General features: G+C 36.0%; 15 protein-coding genes. 7 read left to right on the top strand and 8 right to left on the bottom strand.

Features of this window, described 5'->3' with window-relative positions:
- Positions 1 to 15 precede the first annotated feature (15 nt).
- From KHA93_RS09505 to KHA93_RS09525, 5 genes are all read left to right on the top strand, one after another.
- Positions 16 to 1,440, top strand: coding sequence for a Mur ligase family protein (locus tag KHA93_RS09505; protein ID WP_213110524.1), 1,425 nt, complete (start codon positions 16 to 18; stop codon positions 1,438 to 1,440).
- 50 nt (positions 1,441 to 1,490) lie between these two features.
- Entirely contained in the window at positions 1,491 to 1,922 is a 432-nt protein-coding gene (locus KHA93_RS09510; protein ID WP_213110525.1) for a hypothetical protein, read from the top strand.
- A gap of 133 nt (positions 1,923 to 2,055) precedes the next feature.
- The gene (locus KHA93_RS09515; protein ID WP_213110526.1) at positions 2,056 to 3,366 is read left to right on the top strand and encodes a YheC/YheD family protein; all 1,311 of its coding nucleotides are present in this window, start codon (positions 2,056 to 2,058) and stop codon (positions 3,364 to 3,366) included.
- 113 nt (positions 3,367 to 3,479) lie between these two features.
- Positions 3,480 to 4,460, top strand: a complete 981-nt coding sequence (locus KHA93_RS09520) for a YheC/YheD family protein (RefSeq protein WP_213110527.1) — start codon at positions 3,480 to 3,482, stop codon at positions 4,458 to 4,460.
- The gene (locus KHA93_RS09525) at positions 4,457 to 5,572 is read left to right on the top strand and encodes a UDP-N-acetylmuramoyl-tripeptide--D-alanyl-D-alanine ligase (RefSeq protein ID WP_213110528.1); all 1,116 of its coding nucleotides are present in this window, start codon (positions 4,457 to 4,459) and stop codon (positions 5,570 to 5,572) included. Before KHA93_RS09520 ends, KHA93_RS09525 begins: the two co-directional genes overlap by 4 nt.
- Positions 5,573 to 5,720: 148 nt before the next feature.
- On the opposite strand, the gene KHA93_RS09530 is transcribed toward KHA93_RS09525, so the two are convergent.
- The 3 genes from KHA93_RS09530 to KHA93_RS09535 all read right to left on the bottom strand — a co-directional run bounded on the left by KHA93_RS09530 (position 5,721) and on the right by KHA93_RS09535 (position 9,437).
- Positions 5,721 to 7,865 (bottom strand): NlpC/P60 family protein, encoded by a 2,145-nt coding sequence (locus tag KHA93_RS09530; RefSeq protein ID WP_213110529.1) that lies wholly within the window; start codon positions 7,863 to 7,865, stop codon positions 5,721 to 5,723.
- A gap of 252 nt (positions 7,866 to 8,117) precedes the next feature.
- On the bottom strand, positions 8,118 to 8,462 hold the full coding sequence (locus KHA93_RS23220; protein WP_233711477.1) for a C40 family peptidase: 345 nt from the start codon (positions 8,460 to 8,462) through the stop codon (positions 8,118 to 8,120).
- Positions 8,463 to 8,510: 48 nt separating this feature from the next.
- The gene (locus KHA93_RS09535; RefSeq protein ID WP_233711103.1) at positions 8,511 to 9,437 is read right to left on the bottom strand and encodes an NlpC/P60 family protein; all 927 of its coding nucleotides are present in this window, start codon (positions 9,435 to 9,437) and stop codon (positions 8,511 to 8,513) included.
- A gap of 312 nt (positions 9,438 to 9,749) precedes the next feature.
- On the opposite strand from KHA93_RS09535, the gene KHA93_RS09540 reads away from it, so the two are divergent.
- Complete coding sequence (locus tag KHA93_RS09540) at positions 9,750 to 10,586, top strand: MBL fold metallo-hydrolase (protein ID WP_213112856.1); 837 nt, start codon at positions 9,750 to 9,752, stop codon at positions 10,584 to 10,586.
- A 50-nt stretch (positions 10,587 to 10,636) separates the two neighbouring features.
- On the opposite strand, the gene KHA93_RS09545 is transcribed toward KHA93_RS09540, so the two are convergent.
- The 4 genes from KHA93_RS09545 to KHA93_RS09560 all read right to left on the bottom strand — a co-directional run bounded on the left by KHA93_RS09545 (position 10,637) and on the right by KHA93_RS09560 (position 14,796).
- Positions 10,637 to 10,861: a helix-turn-helix domain-containing protein gene (locus KHA93_RS09545; protein ID WP_213110530.1), complete on the bottom strand. Its 225-nt coding sequence runs from the start codon at positions 10,859 to 10,861 to the stop codon at positions 10,637 to 10,639.
- Positions 10,862 to 11,588: 727 nt separating this feature from the next.
- A complete protein-coding gene (gene sdhB, locus KHA93_RS09550) occupies positions 11,589 to 12,356 on the bottom strand; it encodes a succinate dehydrogenase iron-sulfur subunit (protein WP_213110531.1) in 768 nt (255 codons plus the stop codon).
- 2 nt (positions 12,357 to 12,358) lie between these two features.
- Entirely contained in the window at positions 12,359 to 14,119 is a 1,761-nt protein-coding gene (sdhA, locus tag KHA93_RS09555) for a succinate dehydrogenase flavoprotein subunit (protein WP_213110532.1), read from the bottom strand.
- 44 nt (positions 14,120 to 14,163) lie between these two features.
- Positions 14,164 to 14,796 (bottom strand): succinate dehydrogenase cytochrome b558 subunit, encoded by a 633-nt coding sequence (locus KHA93_RS09560; RefSeq protein ID WP_213110533.1) that lies wholly within the window; start codon positions 14,794 to 14,796, stop codon positions 14,164 to 14,166.
- Between the two features lie 245 nt (positions 14,797 to 15,041).
- Here KHA93_RS09560 and KHA93_RS09565 point away from each other — a divergent pair, with 245 nt between their 5' ends.
- Positions 15,042 to 15,524, top strand: a complete 483-nt coding sequence (locus tag KHA93_RS09565; RefSeq protein WP_213110534.1) for a YslB family protein — start codon at positions 15,042 to 15,044, stop codon at positions 15,522 to 15,524.
- 288 nt (positions 15,525 to 15,812) lie between these two features.
- On the opposite strand, the gene KHA93_RS09570 is transcribed toward KHA93_RS09565, so the two are convergent.
- A complete protein-coding gene (locus KHA93_RS09570) occupies positions 15,813 to 17,045 on the bottom strand; it encodes an aspartate kinase (protein ID WP_213110535.1) in 1,233 nt (410 codons plus the stop codon).
- Positions 17,046 to 17,135 lie beyond the last annotated feature (90 nt).

The following is a 17,135-nucleotide window of genomic DNA, read 5'->3' on the forward strand; positions in this document are numbered from 1 at the left end:
GGAGCGCATTGCCATATGAAACCCTTACTGGTTAGACAAATTAGAAATATCCTTTCTGGGACATTACTTCACGGATCCGATGAGACCACTGTTCATCATGGTGCATACCGTTTAAAACATATAAGTAAGAAGAATACCATTTTTTTTTCAAAAAAGAGAATAGCCAATTTCAATCGTTTTAAAGAATTTTTTCCTTTAGTGATTGTAACTCACCAGAATATTAATAAGAGTATGCGAACTGAAGGAGTGACGATTATACAGGTAGACGATACTGATAAAGCTTATTGGGAATTTGTACATTATTATCGTGGTCTTTTTAACTTGCCAGTTGTTGCAATTACCGGGACCTCTGGAAAAACAACGACGAAAGAAATGATCAAACATATTTTATCTTTTGATAAAAATATTACCGCTACATGGATAACGAGTAACTCACGTACTGCGCATTTACAATATTTATTAAGTATTGATGATGATACGGAAGCTGGTGTTTTTGAAACAGCTGTCGGTTCTCCTGGAGATGTTTTACGGGCATGTGAATATTACAAACCTACCATAGGAATCATTACAAATATTGGTGAACATCATTTAAATAGATGTAAATCACCTGAGGAATATATTAAAGCAAAAGGCGAAATGGTTGCTGCGCTCAATAATGAGGGAGTACTCATAATCAACTCGGAAGATGAAAATATTAAAAAAATAGATTTAAAACATTATCATGGCCGAATAATCGAAGTTGGAAAATCAGATTCTAGCCATTTTGTCGCTAAAAATATTCAATATAGTAATGATGGAATGGAATTCATATTGCAGTTTAACCAAAAAGAGTATCCATTATATGTTCCTGGATTTGGAGAACACCAAGTATATAACGCCCTTTCCGCTATTGCAGCAGTCAACGAAATTGGAATTAATCCTACAGAAGCAGCTCAGCGCCTAAAAACATTCCGTAAATTCAACAAACAATTACAAGTTCTAGATGGTTTAAATGGCTCTACAATTTTAGACGATACCTGGAGTAGCACAACAACTTCATTGGAAGCAGCCCTTAAAGTATTAGATGAAATTGGAAAAGGGAAAAAAAAGATAGCCATAATTGGAACAATTACTGATGTCGGATCATGGGGATATTATATTCACGAGAAGGCAGGAGAAATCGTAAATAATCATGATGTTGATGTACTTATTACAATCGGTATGCATGCAAAAATCATCGCAGACCAAGCAGTAAAATGTGGTTTTCAGTCCTTGGTTTATTCATTTAACAATAACATTCTAGTTTATAATCTATTAAGTGAAATTGTAGATAAAAATACGATTATATTGATTAAAAGTGATATGTATAGTGAAGCCATCATTGAGCTAGCAGCAAGAATTAAGGTAAATAAGAAAGCTGAAAATGTACAATCAACCAAGGACAAACACATTGCCGAATAACGATCCCCTTTAATATATTATAGTATCCTATTAGAAAGGGGGTATCGATTATGGGTGTAGCTTGTACTTGCGGTGTTGAGGTTAATGCATTCTCAGCGAGTAACAATGTTAAATTTACTGGGCAAACAGGAACAACAAAAGGAGATTTAACCTACTTGGCTGATGTGTGCGTAAACTCCCTTGAAACTTCAACACTATCATTACACTTTCAAGATACAGAAACTGGAGCAAACACTTTTACATTTACAGCAAATGCCATTACATCTGTGACATGTAAGAAAGAAGGCCAAAACTGTGTAGTTACCGTAGTTGGAACAGGGTTAGTCAATGGTACACAATTTTCCTTCAAAGCTGTATTTAGAGATCAAGTTGCCACAGCGGCTAAAGACAATGTACAAAGCTTTGTCATCACAGGTTTCTTTGACCAAAATGGTGCAGCACCTGTGCCACAGGGATCCATTGTTGCAGTAGGGTGTCAATAAAGCTCCAATCCTTCAAACTCTTAGCGAAATGCTAAGAGTTTTTTTATGCTCTCACTCTATTTGCCAAAATATACAAGCAATTATTTCTAAGGTCGAATAACCTAAATTACGGATTATTAAGGGGGGGGAACATATGAATGTTAGTAGAGGGAGGTTTGGTCAATACAAAATATTAAACTCTGAAAAGTCTTTACGTAAGCATCTGTTAGAAACTGATCTTTTATCGGAAAAATCTTTGTACGAATTCTTAAAAAAATATAAATCTGTGGAAATTAGACCTTCCTTTGGACCAGGAGAAATAACGATTTTAAACGAAGAAAATACATTTACACTCCATTCACAGTCCAATTTTCTTAAAGAATCAACAAAAGATGAAATCTACCAAGACTTAAAATCCTTTACAATTAATCAAAAACATTTCATTATTCGACCAAAAAAACTCCCTTCACGTTTCTTTCAAAGCCCTTTTCAGTATTATGTAACAGTCAATAGAGAATCAGTAGACTCGGATTGGAATTATATATCAAAAACGGAAAAGTATAGTTCAGTATTTGGTCGTTTTTTTTATATGTATTTTCTACGAAAGATTGAACAATTGTCGTTATTAACTGCTAAGAAGCTAGGTGAATCCTTTCCTGATTGCAATACGATGGTGATCGAGATTTTATACGATTTGAAAGGTGGTATATGGATTCGTGATGTGATTTTTCATTATTCTATAAGCAAATGGAACCAGAAAAATACATTATCAAAAGTCGATACACTTGTGCCTTTAATCCCAAAAACAGATCTATTAACGAAGGTTACGTTTTACGATTATATAAAAAAATACAATCAAGTAATCTTGAAACCTACGAATGGTCAGGAAGGAAAAGGGATAGTCAAACTCACTGCTATAGATGATGTAACGACTGAAATCCATACTGGCAGAAAAAAAATAATAAAAACATCCATGGAAGAAACATACAACTATCTTCAGAGTCATTTTTTTAATAAAAAATATTATCTGATCCAAGAAACATTACAACTCGCAACAATTAACGATTGTCCATTTGATGTCAGGGTTATAGTACAAAAAAATCATGCCTCATGGAAAGTAAGCGGAATAGTAGTAAAAGTAGCTAGCAAAGAATTCTTTATTACTAATGTAGCTGAAAAGGTATTGACACTAGATGAGGCTATGTCTGTTTCAAGTATATCTCATCTAAATACTCATTTTCTTGAAAGTCAAATGAGTGATATTTGTATTTCCTCCGCAAGACAACTAAATAAAGACAACAAGAACATTAAGATTATTGGATTTGATATAGGTTTAACAAATCAAGGCGACATACGGATTATTGAAGCAAATTTCGCACCTGATCTAGCTATGTTTTACAGGTTAGAGGATAAAACAATGTATCAAAATATTTATAAATCTAAAAAAAATGAGATACGTTCATGAAATTTGCAATCGGGGTAATTCTTACTCCATTCAGACAAAGATACAAGCGAAGTGGAAACGAATGCATAAAGTATACGAATAGCTAGACATTATTACTTCAAGAGGTGAACCTGATGAGTGTAATTGGGTTGTTATACCCGAAAGGAAAACTTTTAAAAGAAGATCTTTATCAATTGTATGGCATTGAGGCCGGTAATCTTGGATTAGAACTAGTATTCTTTACGAAGGAGGCAGTCAATTGGAGCACTAAGACAGTAAAAGGTCATATTTACCATGATGGAGGATGGAAAAAGAAAAACTCTTCTTTGCCTAATATACTAATTGTAGCGAATGAAAATCTTATGAATGAAGAGGATTCACGATTGAGAGAATTAATGGTGCCATTCCCTACACTAGGTTATTTAGGAAAATATAAATGGACAATCTATGAGAAGCTTCAAAACGGTGAATTTCAAACTGACTTGATACCTTTGAATAAAATTAGATCATCAGGACAATTTCTTAGAATTCTTAAGGAATATAGGAAAGTAGTGATAAAACCTACTTTTGATACTTATCAGTACTTAATCGAACAAATAGGAAGTCATTATATTGTTACCGGCAGAGGTGAAACAACAGAGAAAAGCCAAGAAGAACTAAGGAGTTTTATTAAAGAATTACAAAAACATGAAGAAAACATCGTTCAGCCACATTTGCTTTTTCGAACAAAAGATGGAGAAACTTTTAACATTGAAGTAAATCTAAAAAAAGATGAAGGTAAAAAATGGACAATTAATAAAGTTGTTCCAAGATTTTATTTAAGAAATGTTCAGAAGTTTAAAGGTTATAAGGATATAAACTCTTTTCTAAAGTCCCAATCTCCTTATAAATCTACCATGCTTTACCGGAACATCCAGGATTTCTCCATAGATTTTGTCGAAAGACTAGAGAGAGTACACAAGGAGACAAATGAGCTTTCTCTGTATTTAAAAATAGATGATCTTCAGAAGATTTGGGTAGATGAAATTAAATGGAATATAGAGGAAGTCGATATAGTAAAAAGAAATCTTAAAGATGCTCTCTCTTTGCTAAGAAGAAAGGAGGGGCTTAAATGACTGTTGATTTTAAGAAAGTAAAACCGACCATTGCTGTAACTGGTAGCGCGGGAAAAACCACTGTTAAGACGATGATAAGTTCAATCTTAAGAGAAAAATGGATTACTTATGAATCGAGTGATTATGATAATACAACCGAAAACACAATTAAACATAAAGAAAAGATAGGACCTATCCATCGAGCTGCTGTTTTAGAATATGGAATGGGTTTCGCTGGACAAATAACAGAACATTGCTCAATCCTTAGGCCCGATATTGCGGTTATTACGAATGTTGGGTTGGCACATATCGGAAATTTTGATAGTAAGTTAGAAAACTTGGTTGCTGCAAAATCTGAGATTATTAAAGGAATGAATCAGAACGGTGTGTTGTTCTTAAATAGGGATGATCATAATTCTAAGATGCTTCACACATCAAAATTTAAAGGTAAGATTGTTACAATCGGAATTGAAAAACCTGGTCAATATAGAGCTCAAAATATTCGCTTTGGAAAAGAAGGAATGGAATTTACTGTACAATTAAAAGGAAAAAAATATACATTTAAAATTCCAGTATACGGACAACACAACGTTTACAATGCTTTATTTGCAATTGCCGTAACGGATTTATTAGGTTTTACACCTAAAGAGATGCAGAATGGTCTCAATTTCATAAGTAAACCAGAACATCGATTATACTTTTTCCATTTAAAAGATGGCATCACTGTAATTGATGATACTGTTCATGCCCATCCCCCTGCAATGAAGGCTGCCATTGATGTTTTGAAGCAGGCAGGACGAAAGAAAAGGATTGCTGTGCTGGGGAGTATGAGTGAGCTCGGCGAACGAAATGACGCGGATCATTTGGATGTTGGCAGATACGTGGCAAATAATGGAGTTAATCATTTATTTACGTATGGAAACTATTCGAGAAATATTACAGAAGGTGCTTTGTCTGCAGGGATGGCATTGAATAAGGCAAAACACTATACAGGATTATATCGCAAAAATCTTCATCAGGATCTTTTAGAAGCAATTGAACCTGGAACAACCATCCTCGTAAAAGGATCCAGCAAACAGAATCTATTTGAAACAGTAGAATTTTTACTTCAACATTATAGTGAAGATGCGTGAAATAATCTTTTAAAGTATTTTTGAATTGAATTTGCCAAAGTATAAAAGAGCAATAGTTGCTTGTTATGACTAACAATCAACTATTGCTCTTAATTGGTTTCAGTTGCCCTATACTTTTTATTTGTTTATATTTCTTTCGTATTTAGAACTAAAATACTCTTCTTGCTGTAACATAATTTTTCTTTGTCCAATCAGAATTTAAGTTATCCTTCAATACAGCTCTTTCCCTAGAGGATAAATAAATAAATTCATTGTTTCCTAAATAAATACCAACTTCCACCACTGTTTTGCCGCCGTTTGTGAAGTATAGCAAGTCACCTTTTTGCATGTTATTCTTATTAACTTCTTTACCAACGCTTAATTGACCACTTGCAAGTGTTGATTTTAGGTCAACTCCCTCGTTTTTGTACAGGTAAAGTACAAATCCGGCGCCGGTGAACGTCAAAGCATCTTTATCATAAGCGTATCCAAACTTAGTTTTGTCGGCAATATTTAAAGCATAGTCTACTATCTTATCAGCTTTTGTTGGTTGTTCACCTACAGCACCTGTACCGGATTCCTCGGTATCTAAAAGGCGTTTTGCTACTATATAGTTGTCCCTAAAATAATCCTGAAACATAAGTCTTATGTGAGAACCTGTATCAGACGGAACAATAAGTCTATGTTCTCCCGCGTAAATTGCCATAATTAGCGGAACATTAGTGTCTATGCTACTAAAGAATAATAAATCACCTTTTTTTAGTTCATTTTTGCTGATTTCTTTTCCATTTTCCATCAATTCGCTTATTTTGTTACCCTTCAATGTCACACCGTAGTCACTGTATATGTTCTTGATATAGTCCACTTTCGGTGTTTGTACCCCTAACTCATCAAAAGCCCTTTTCACTAATTGTTCCGTTTTGGCATTTGGGTTGTACTGCATCAAAGAGGGTAACACTCGTTTCGCTTCAACAAATCTATTTTGATAGTACGATGAATCTAAGTCTGAAATGACAACATTGGACTCTTTATTCGCCAAGGAGATAACTTTATTATCACCAATGTACAAAGCCATATGGTGCGCTTCTTTTCCAGAACCATTGCTGCTGTCAAAAAACATCAAATCCCCTTTTTGTACCTTATCACGAGCAACAGATTCCCCCATTACGACCATCTGGGGAGTCGGTGCCGCGCCTAAGTACACGCTGTTTTGCAAAAAGATGTAATCAATAAAATCAGCTGTTCGGAATTGTAATTTGGAATAATCGACATTCCCTATATCAACATATTTTGCTTTACCAATTAAACTTTTTGCAGTTGCAATAATTTCATCAGCCTTTTTTTCTACAGCAGATTGATTATTATATTTATTAACTGTTAAAACTGAATCTTCTGTTGTTGGAACTTTGATATTAGTATCATCCACCGTATCTGGTTTATCTTCTTTAGAATTGGAAGTAAATCTTCTAGCGGTTACAAAATTACCTGCTTCTTCTGCGTAATATTGGTCAAACAACATTCTTTTCGTTGTTTTTCCTGTATCAGCAACAATTATTCTATGTTCTCCAGTGTAAATTGCGGGAATAAGTCGTGTTCCGCTGGTCTTGAATAGGACAAGATCGCCTTCTTGTAATTTATCTCTCGTTACTTTATCACCTTTTGTAAGGTAGTCCGTACTGTTAGTAATGTTTAAATCAACACCATTTTGTTTGTATATTTCATTGATTAATTCCAAATTTCGCAAATTACTATTCATCAACTCATAACTCGTCTTAACAATGCCATTTTTATTTGCTTTTATTAAACTAGGGACAACTCTTCTCGCTTCGATATAACTGTCCGTGTAATAAGATTTATTTGTCATATCTGTAACTGTGATGCCCAGGTCCTTATTTGCTGCGTGAACAATCTTGTTTTCTCCGATATACATGGCTACATGATTAGGAAGTCCATCTTTTCGAGTTGTAAAGAATAGCAAGTCACCCTTTTTTAAATCCTTTCGATCAACATGTACACCTTGCTTTATCATCTGTTTTTCATCCGCATTGTGCAACTCTAATCCATTTTGCCCGAAAACATAATCGATAAAAGAAGCACAACGGAATTTTAATTCTTTATAGTCAACCTGACCAAGGTCAACATAAGTTGCTTTATCAATTAGATTTATGGCTGTCTCAATTAATTGGTCTGCTTTTTGCTCTACTTCTGATTGATTATTATGCTGTTCTGTTTTTGCGTCAACTTGGATTGAATATAATGGTAATGAACTTAGTACTAATCCTGCTGCGAGTAAAATATGTCTGTGTTTTTTCATTTTTAGAGCCTCTCTTATGTAGTAACATGTGTCAACCGTGTAGTTGATTTATTTTAGTTTCGCCTTTATTTGCCAACTAAACTTACAAAAAGTAATAAATTTTCATTGTAATAGTTTATCCGCAAAATGTAGATACAACTACTACAGCCGGCATCCTAGTTGCTTTGCTATACATTGTTAAAACGAGTTCAAAATGACGATTCCTCCTCGTCAATTTGAACTCGTTACATTTATTTGGTTGTCTTCGTTATTTTAGAGTACTTGACGTGCGGTAACGAAATTTTTAACTGCCCAATCAGTACTCAGACTATCTTTTACAACTTGTCCATTCGTTGATAACGCGATATATTGATTACCACCGATGTAAATTCCAGCTTGATTTATATTTTTCCCATTGTTATCTGTTGAGAAAAAGACAAGATCGCCTTTATGGAGGTGAGATTTTGATACTGCTTTACCGACTTGTGCCTGTTGACTTGCTAGTTTACTTTTTAAATCAATTCCATATTGTTTAAATACATAAAACGTAAATCCGGCACCAGTAAAGGTTAAGGAAGATTCGTCGTATGAATATCCAAATTTAGCCTTACCAATCAGACTGGAAGTAAATTTATGATATTATCACTTTTTGAAGGTGTTACTATTTCAAAAAAAGCGTTTAGCCGTAATATAGTGCTGAGTATAGTAATCTACAAATAGGACTCTCGTATTAATACCGCTAGAACTCGGAATAATAATTCGATGATCACCTGCATAAATTGCCACCATATTTGGAGTCTTAGATCCCGTTACACTATTAAAGAAAACTATATCGCCTTTCTTTAAATTCGCTTTTGATACGGTCGTTCCTTTACTCATAAGTTGTTTAATATCTGTTGTTCCAAGAGTTATACCATTTTTTTTATAAACATAATTTACAAAACCTGTTCCAGTAAACTTTAAGGCTGATTCATTGTTCGTATTTCCCATCGTCACTTTATTCATTAAAGTATACGCTTGTGAAACAACTTTATCCCCTTTAGTTGCTGGATTGGCTGATAATAAGCTAGGTAGTACTCTTCTAGCTGAAAAATATTTATCAGTATAATATGGTTTGCTGCTCATATCCGTAATAACAATGTTTTGTTTGGAATCTGCCATATGAATAATTTTATTATCACCAATATACATTCCTACATGATCAGGATCCGTTCCAGTCGTTTTATTTTTAAAGAAAACTAGATCCCCTTTTTGCAATTGACTTCTTGGGACATAATATCCTTGCTGTACCATATAATCTTCGTTATAAGTGGCAAGATCAACCCCACCTTGTTTAAACACAAAATCTATAAAACTTGCACATGCAAATTTATAAGGGTAACTAGTTTTATATTCTTGTTGACTATAAGTAGCTTTTCCTATTAAGCCTTTAGCTATTTTAATTAATTGATCTGCTTTTGCGTTAACTGCCTGTTGATTATTATAAGGGTTTACTGTAGCAGCTGAAACAGTAGTTGGCTGTAAAGTCGGTACTGCCAATGCGCCGAATCCTAATGTGAATGTTAGTGTGGTTGAAATCAATACTTTTTTCATAAGTGACCTCCTGCTGTTTTATATTAGCTCTTGCAAAAAGAATTCTATCATAATAAACGACTCCAACTAGTGGAAAAACCTTACAACAGCATGGTCAAGATGACCTGAGACCTAGTGCCTACTGAATTCTCGAGGTAACTTTACAGTTTGGTAACAGCTGTCATTAAATATTAATACTTGAACGGTGAATATACTTCAAAACCTTTATGCTATTGACTTTATAGACATATTAATTTTTGTTTGAATATTCAACATTCGATTAGAAATACTAATTTCTGAAGAATACTTGTTAGCCGGAGGTATGATATGAATATGGAGTATGGTGAAGACCAAAAATATATACCTGTTACATCCATTAATAGTCGGTTAGGGCAAGAAATCGGCAAAGATATTTATTGCTATACAATTCAGGTGGTAAATCTTTATTTTATTGGGAATCCTGAAAAAAATGAAGAATGGTTTATTATTGACACCGGGATGCCTAAATCAGCAAACGATATTATATCAGAAGCAGAAAAGAGATATGGGGCTACTAGAATCCCTAAGGCGATTATTCTTACACATGGTCATTTTGATCATGTCGGGGCTGTCGTCGATCTTGTGGAGCATTGGAATATTCCAGTGTACGCACATGAATTAGAGATCCCTTATTTAACTGGAAAAAAAGCTTACCCTGAACCAGATCGTACAGTTGAAGGTGGATTAGTCGCTAAAATATCTTCCATTTTCCCAAATGAACCAGTTCATTTAGGTCAAAGAATACATCCATTACCAAATGACGCGAGTATCCCAGGTCTTACTGATTGGCGCTGGCTGCATACTCCCGGACATTCCCCTGGCCATATATCTTTATTTAAAGATAAGGATCGGACTCTCATTGCTGGAGATGCGTTTATTACAGTAAGGCAAGATTCTTTATTTAAAGTATTAATTCAAAAAGAAGAGATTAATGGCCCGCCAAGATATTTGACTACCGATTGGCGTGAAGCGTGGGAATCTGTTAAAAAATTGGAATCATTAAATCCTAATGTAGCATTAACTGGGCATGGCAACCCTGTATCAGGAGATTTCTTAACAGCTGGATTGTCTAGGCTTGTCCGTAAATTCGACAGCTTAGCTATTCCCGATTATGGGAAGTTTATTCATTAATTAATAATAACCAACAAAACCGGCTCCCAAATGGATAGCCGGTTTTGCTTTTATAACTTTAGTTCTCCCATACGCAAGAGTTCCACGACAGCTTGGGATCGGCCCTTTACTCCGAGCTTTTGCATGGCGTTGGATATATGGTTTCGAACCGTTTTTTCACTGATAAATAGCTCTTTTGCTATCTCTTTAGTTGTTTTATCTTGAACTAACAGTTCGAAGACTTCTCTTTCTCTTTTTGTCAGCAGCGGTTTGTGTGTGAATTCATTCTCCTTCAACTATTGTAACCCTCCTTGCCTTCGCCAGCTTTAAACCGCGGGGATGGGTATTTTTTGATTGTCACCATATCATATGTGAGGGAAATAATGTGAGTGACATCATGAAGGCAAGAAATCGCGAAATAGGCGAAAAAAACACCCATTTTTATGATAAATCATAATGGATGTTTATTGTATTGTTAACTGTGTATGGTCTCATAGCTGCTCTTCATCAAATACCGCTTTACTCTATATAATGCAAATGCCCGATAGATGTTCCACCTTTTATATTTTGAAAAGCTTTTATGAAAAAACGGTCTTGATAATGTCTATACTAATATTTGCCGCTAAGTTGATTGAAGCTGAAGTCGCGAGCTTCTGAGAGTAAAAAAGTATAGGTACCTTTCTCAACGACGTATATGCCCAAAGGATGCGGTCAGTTGACGTTACAAACATACTTCCCCAATTAGGTAGTTGACTGAGGAAAGGGAACCCAATAAGCGTGATAAGCGAATTTGATTTATCAAGTCAATAGCGTCTAGAAACGCATCTTTTTTACAAAGAAAATCAAATCAAATTTTATACTTTATGCTAAAGGAAAAACAGGTTAAGGTAGATCCGGAAGCACTTAAAGAATCAAGTAGTCGCGGACCACCCTCGGAAAGTGAATAGTGGTGAGAAGATCAACATCCAAGCTTTAACAAAGCCAAAAAATAGGGATTATCCCAAAAAGGATAATCCCCAATTTTTATTCTACCATATGGTCGCTTCCGAAGAAGTTTTTGAACATTTGAATGTTTGTCGCTCGGTTCATGGCAGCAATGGACGTAGTTAGAGGAATTCCTTTTGGACATACCTCAACACAGTTTTGTGAGTTTCCACATTGAGAAATTCCACCTTCATCCATTAACGCCTCAAGACGTTCATCCTTATTCATCGCTCCAGTTGGATGTGCGTTATATAGGCGAACAAGTGAAAGGAATGCCGGTCCAATAAAGTTCGTTTTGCTATTAACATTTGGACATGCTTCTAAGCAGACACCGCAAGTCATACATTTCGATAATTCATATGCCCACTGACGTCTACGCTCCGGCATTCTTGGACCTGGTCCAAGATCATAAGTTCCATCAATCGGAATCCAAGCTTTAATTTTCTTTAATGAATCAAACATCCTACTTCTATCAACAACAAGGTCACGAACAACCGGAAATGTATTCATTGGAGCTAAGCGAATTGGTTGTTCTAATTTATCAATAAGCGCCGTACATGACTGACGAGGCGTTCCGTTTATGACCATTGAACATGCTCCACAAACTTCTTCTAAACAGTTCATGTCCCAAGCAATAGGAATTGTCTTTTTACCTTCAGCATTTACCGGATTTCGTCGTATCTCCATCAATGCAGAGATAACATTCATATTTGGTCGATAATCCAATACGAATTTTTCTTCATAAGGCTGAGATTCAGGATTATCTTGACGAGTTATGATAAAGGTAACCTTTTTATTTTCACTCATCCTCATTTCACTTCTTTCTGTTTTGAATAGTCGCGTTTACGAGGTTTGATAAGAGATACATCGATATCCTCGTAGCTAAACTCAGGATTGTTCGTACTAGAATTGTAATTTGCAATCGTCGTTTTTAACCATTCATCATCATTACGATCTGGAAAATCAGGTTTATAATGTGCCCCGCGGCTTTCGTTACGGTTCAATGCACCAATTGTAATGACACGGGAAAGTTGAAGCATATTATACAATTGTCTTGTAAATAAAGATCCTTGATTGCTCCAATTTGTTGTATCGTTAATATTAATGTTTTTCCAGCGTTCCAATAATTCCTGGATCTTATTGTCTGTTTCTTGTAATTTATCATTGTAACGAACAACTGTTACATTGTTAGTCATCCATTCTCCCAGTTCCTTATGTAGTACATAAGCATTTTCAGTGCCATCCATGGACATAATATTTGCATACTTTTCTTGTTCATGTTTAGCCGCACCTTCAAATAAAGAAGAAGAGAAGGAATCAGAACTTTTTTCTAGACCTTTAATATATTTAACAGCTTCCGGCCCTGCTACCATTCCACCATAAACTGCTGATAATAAGGAGTTCGCGCCAAGACGGTTCGCACCATGTTGTGAATAATCACATTCACCTGCCGCAAATAAACCTTCAATATTCGTATGTTGATTATAATCAACCCATAGACCACCCATTGAATAGTGGACAGCTGGGAAAATTTTCATAGGAACTTTGTGAGGATCTTCTCCTGTAAATTTCTCATATATTTCAATGATACCACCAAGTTTTACATCAAGCTCATGTGGATCTTTATGTGAAAGATCCAGGTAAACCATGTTTTCACCATTAATACCAAGTTTCATATTTACGCAAACATCGAAAATTTCCCGTGTCGCAATATCACGAGGAACAAGGTTACCGTATGCAGGATATTTTTCTTCAAGGAAATACCATGGTTTTCCATCTTTATACGTCCAAATTCTTCCGCCTTCCCCGCGAGCAGATTCACTCATTAAACGAAGTTTATCATCCCCAGGGATAGCCGTTGGATGAATTTGGATAAATTCACCGTTCGCATATGCTGCACCTTGCTGGTACACGATAGAGGCAGCAGAGCCTGTATTGATTACAGAGTTTGTAGATTTACCAAAGATAATTCCAGGTCCTCCAGTTGCCATAATAACAGCATCTGCAGGAAATGACTTAATTTCCATAGAGGTCATGTTTTGTGCGACAACCCCACGACAAACACCTGCATCATCCTGAATAATACCTAGAAAGTCCCAACCTTCGTATTTATTAACGAGGCCTGCGACTTCATGGCGACGAACCTGCTCGTCCAATGCATATAATAATTGTTGTCCAGTTGTTGCCCCAGCAAATGCAGTACGATGATGCTGAGTACCACCAAAACGACGGAAATCAAGTAAGCCTTCTGGTGTCCTATTAAACATAACACCCATTCTATCGAATAAGTTAATAATGCCAGGAGCCGCTTCACACATTGCTTTAACGGGTGGTTGGTTTGCTAAAAAGTCCCCACCATAAACTGTATCATCAAAATGGATTAAAGGAGAGTCCCCTTCTCCCTTCGTATTTACAGCACCATTAATTCCACCCTGTGCACATACAGAGTGCGAACGTTTTACCGGTACTAGCGAGAAGAGGTCTACTTGACTTCCTTCTTCTGCTATTTTTATTGTTGCCATCAAGCCGGCTAATCCTCCACCGACCACGATGATTTTTCCATTACTCATCGTATGACTCACTCCTTTTCACAGTTGTTCAATCCTTTAGCACCTTAACCCACAAATAATTCTGGATAAACAAATGCTAATGCCGCACGAATACCGATTATCGAAATAACTACGAAAAACACAGCCATAACCCATGAAGAAATTCGTTGGGATGACGGTGATTGCGTAATCCCCCATCTAACAAGAAATGACCATAAACCATTTGATAGATGGAACGAAGCTGAAAGAATTCCAATAATGTAAAGAACAAGTGCAACTGGATTGGATAAAATATTCGCCATCATATCATAGTCCACTTCAACGTCAAAAAAGGCTTTCTGAATCCGTGTTTCCCAAACATGCCAAGCAATAAAAGCCAATAAAATAACACCGGTGATACGCTGAATAGTGAACATCCAATTACGGAAAAAGCTCAATCTTGTCGTATTATTATTTGCCGCAAACGCAATGTAAAGCCCTAGAATTCCATGAAAAAGAATTGGTATGTAAATAACTGCGAATTCAAGGAAAATGACAAATGGAAGATTTCCCATAAAGCCTGAAGCTTTATTAAATGCTTCTTCACCACGTGTAGCGAAATGGTTGACAATTAAATGCTGCACTACAAAAATACCCACCGGGATGACACCCAACAAGGAATGCAGCCTACGCCAATAAAACTCGTTTTTACCTGCCACAATTTACCCCCCTTAGTAGTTAAGCCTCTGTGTTGTAGACAATGTGTGTTCGAAACGATCGCATGTCAAACAACACAAAATGATTATAACAATTATGTGACATATACATTCTACTCCCGACTTTCTGACGCGTCAAGGCAACGGTTTCACCTTCAGTTCTACAAAATGAATGATCTTCATATATTAGTTCTGTCCAAATCATAAATATTTTTCCAAAAACAACTCGTTTTTGTATATAATAGCTTATGAAGAAAGAGGGGATTGTTGTGTACTCATCATTGAAACAAGGACTTCAAAATTCACCCGAAACTAACAGCCAAATGAATATTCCTGTTTTCGGATATGAATTGCTTCGCGATATATTAATGCCTGGAATTCTTGGCAAAGATACTCCCGAAATTTCATATTGGGCTGGAAAACACCTTGCCCGCAAATTTCCACTTCTCTCTAGTAATGAAATTACTTCCTTCTTCCAAGAATCTTCTTGGGGAGAGCTGCATCTCATAGAGGAAACAAAAAACGAGATGAAATTTGAACTCAAAGGAAATATAGTGGAAAGAAGAATTCAAATGAACTCAGATCCTTGCTTCACCCTCGAAGCTGGATTTATAGCGGAACAAATTCAAAATCAAAAGCAATTTATTACTGAGGCCTTCGCAGAATTAAATAAAAAAAAGAATCACGTCATCTTTACTGCTCGTTGGGACCGGAAAGACCCAATAAAGTAAGAAAAACATTGGGGCTGTTCAATCATTGTAGATTAAACTGCCCCATTTTTTTTTTTGAAAAGTAAGGTTTTCTCTGTCTATCTCCAGCGTCTATCGGCTAGCAAACTTCTTATCTCTTTCCTACCATCAGTCAACATCGATTCGTAGATTTTGTCCTGTTCCTGAATCCAACCTCTCTTCAGGAACTTACCGTTTATTTTATCTCAGTTAGAAGCCATAGTGGATTGTCGCAGGACCAACATCCTGTGCGCCTGTATGTTGATAAACATGGCACATATGCTCATTTAATTATTGAGCTTTTCCTACGACTGCGCCTAAATTGAACGCTTCATGAAGAACCTGAGCTGCCTCAGTCATTTTTTCTTCATTGATGACGACTGATACTTTAATTTCTGATGTGCTTACCATTTTTACTTGAACATCTTCATCTGCAAGAACTTGGAACATTTGCGCTGCAACTCCAGGATTTGAAATCATTCCTGATCCAACGATAGAAACTTTTGCCAATCCAGCTTCATATTCAATACTGTCAAATCCAATCTTCTCTTTTTGATTTTCAAGCACGTTTACAGCTGCCTGGCGGTCTTTATTTTTTATGGAAAACGATAAATTTGTCTTATTTCCATCTGTTTGACTTTGAATAATAATATCAACGTCAATTTGATTATTGGCTAGTTCTGAAAACACAGCAGATAAACCAGTCATTTCATTTTTCAAGCCAAAAATCGTTAATCTTGTCATATCTTTTTCAAATGCTACTCCTCTAACTACGAGGTTTTTCTCCATTGATGCTTCCTCCTCAATGACAGTTCCTTCTTCATTTTCTGTACTTGATCTTACTTCCAATGGCACACGATAATTTTTAGCAAATTCAACAGCGCGAGGATGTAGAACTCCTGCACCGAGATTTGCAAGTTCAAGCATTTCGTCGTATGAAATGGATGAGAGTTTCCTTGCTTGTTGTACGTAACGAGGATCGGATGTAAACACCCCTGTCACATCAGTACAAATGAGACAACGCTCAGCTCCTAGTGCTGCCGCTAAAGCTACAGCCGTCGTATCAGAGCCCCCTCTTCCCAACGTTGTAATTTCTCTCTCCTCAGTAACTCCTTGAAAGCCTGCTGCTACTATTATTTTGCCTTCACTTAATTTTTCTTTAATATATTCTGTCTTTACATCAACAATACGAGCATTGGAATGGATTTTTTCAGTGACGATTCCTGCTTGCCAACCAGTAAAAGATACTGCAGGAGCCCCCATTTCTGATAAAGCCATAGATAAAAGGGATATAGATACTTGTTCTCCTGTAGCTAGAAGCATATCCATTTCACGTTTTGCAGGGCTATCTGTTATTTGACCTGTTAACTCCAGAAGCTGGTCAGTTGTTTTTCCCATAGCGGAAACAACAACCACTACTTCCTTCCCTTCTTTTTTCAGTAAAATAATACGTTTTGCCGCATTTTTAATTTTTTCTGTAGTGCTTAATGATGAGCCTCCAAACTTGATGACAATTAAACCCATGATCCTGCCTTCCTTCTAAAAGTAATATAAGACTCTTTTCTTAAACTGTTTTGCTTTTGGATAAAATATATTGACTTTCAATAATGGTTA

Origin of the sequence: Lederbergia citrisecunda, from assembly GCF_018343695.1 — a bacterium.
GTDB lineage: Bacteria > Bacillota > Bacilli > Bacillales > Bacillaceae_C > Lederbergia > Lederbergia citrisecunda.

Excerpts from the sequence above, each read along its gene's own strand:
- KHA93_RS09505 (WP_213110524.1), top strand. The coding sequence starts at position 16 with ATGAAACCCTTACTGGTTAGACAAATTAGAAATATCCTTTCTGGGACA.
- KHA93_RS09510 (WP_213110525.1), top strand. The coding sequence starts at position 1,491 with ATGGGTGTAGCTTGTACTTGCGGTGTTGAGGTTAATGCATTCTCAGCG.
- KHA93_RS09515 (WP_213110526.1), top strand. The coding sequence starts at position 2,056 with ATGAATGTTAGTAGAGGGAGGTTTGGTCAATACAAAATATTAAACTCT.
- KHA93_RS09520 (WP_213110527.1), top strand. The coding sequence starts at position 3,480 with ATGAGTGTAATTGGGTTGTTATACCCGAAAGGAAAACTTTTAAAAGAA.
- KHA93_RS09525 (WP_213110528.1), top strand. The coding sequence starts at position 4,457 with ATGACTGTTGATTTTAAGAAAGTAAAACCGACCATTGCTGTAACTGGT.
- KHA93_RS09530 (WP_213110529.1), bottom strand. The coding sequence starts at position 7,865 with ATGAAAAAACACAGACATATTTTACTCGCAGCAGGATTAGTACTAAGT.
- KHA93_RS09535 (WP_233711103.1), bottom strand. The coding sequence starts at position 9,437 with ATGAAAAAAGTATTGATTTCAACCACACTAACATTCACATTAGGATTC.
- KHA93_RS09540 (WP_213112856.1), top strand. The coding sequence starts at position 9,750 with ATGGAGTATGGTGAAGACCAAAAATATATACCTGTTACATCCATTAAT.
- sdhB (WP_213110531.1), bottom strand. The coding sequence starts at position 12,356 with ATGAGTGAAAATAAAAAGGTTACCTTTATCATAACTCGTCAAGATAAT.
- sdhA (WP_213110532.1), bottom strand. The coding sequence starts at position 14,119 with ATGAGTAATGGAAAAATCATCGTGGTCGGTGGAGGATTAGCCGGCTTG.
- KHA93_RS09565 (WP_213110534.1), top strand. The coding sequence starts at position 15,042 with ATGAAGAAAGAGGGGATTGTTGTGTACTCATCATTGAAACAAGGACTT.
- KHA93_RS09570 (WP_213110535.1), bottom strand. The coding sequence starts at position 17,045 with ATGGGTTTAATTGTCATCAAGTTTGGAGGCTCATCATTAAGCACTACA.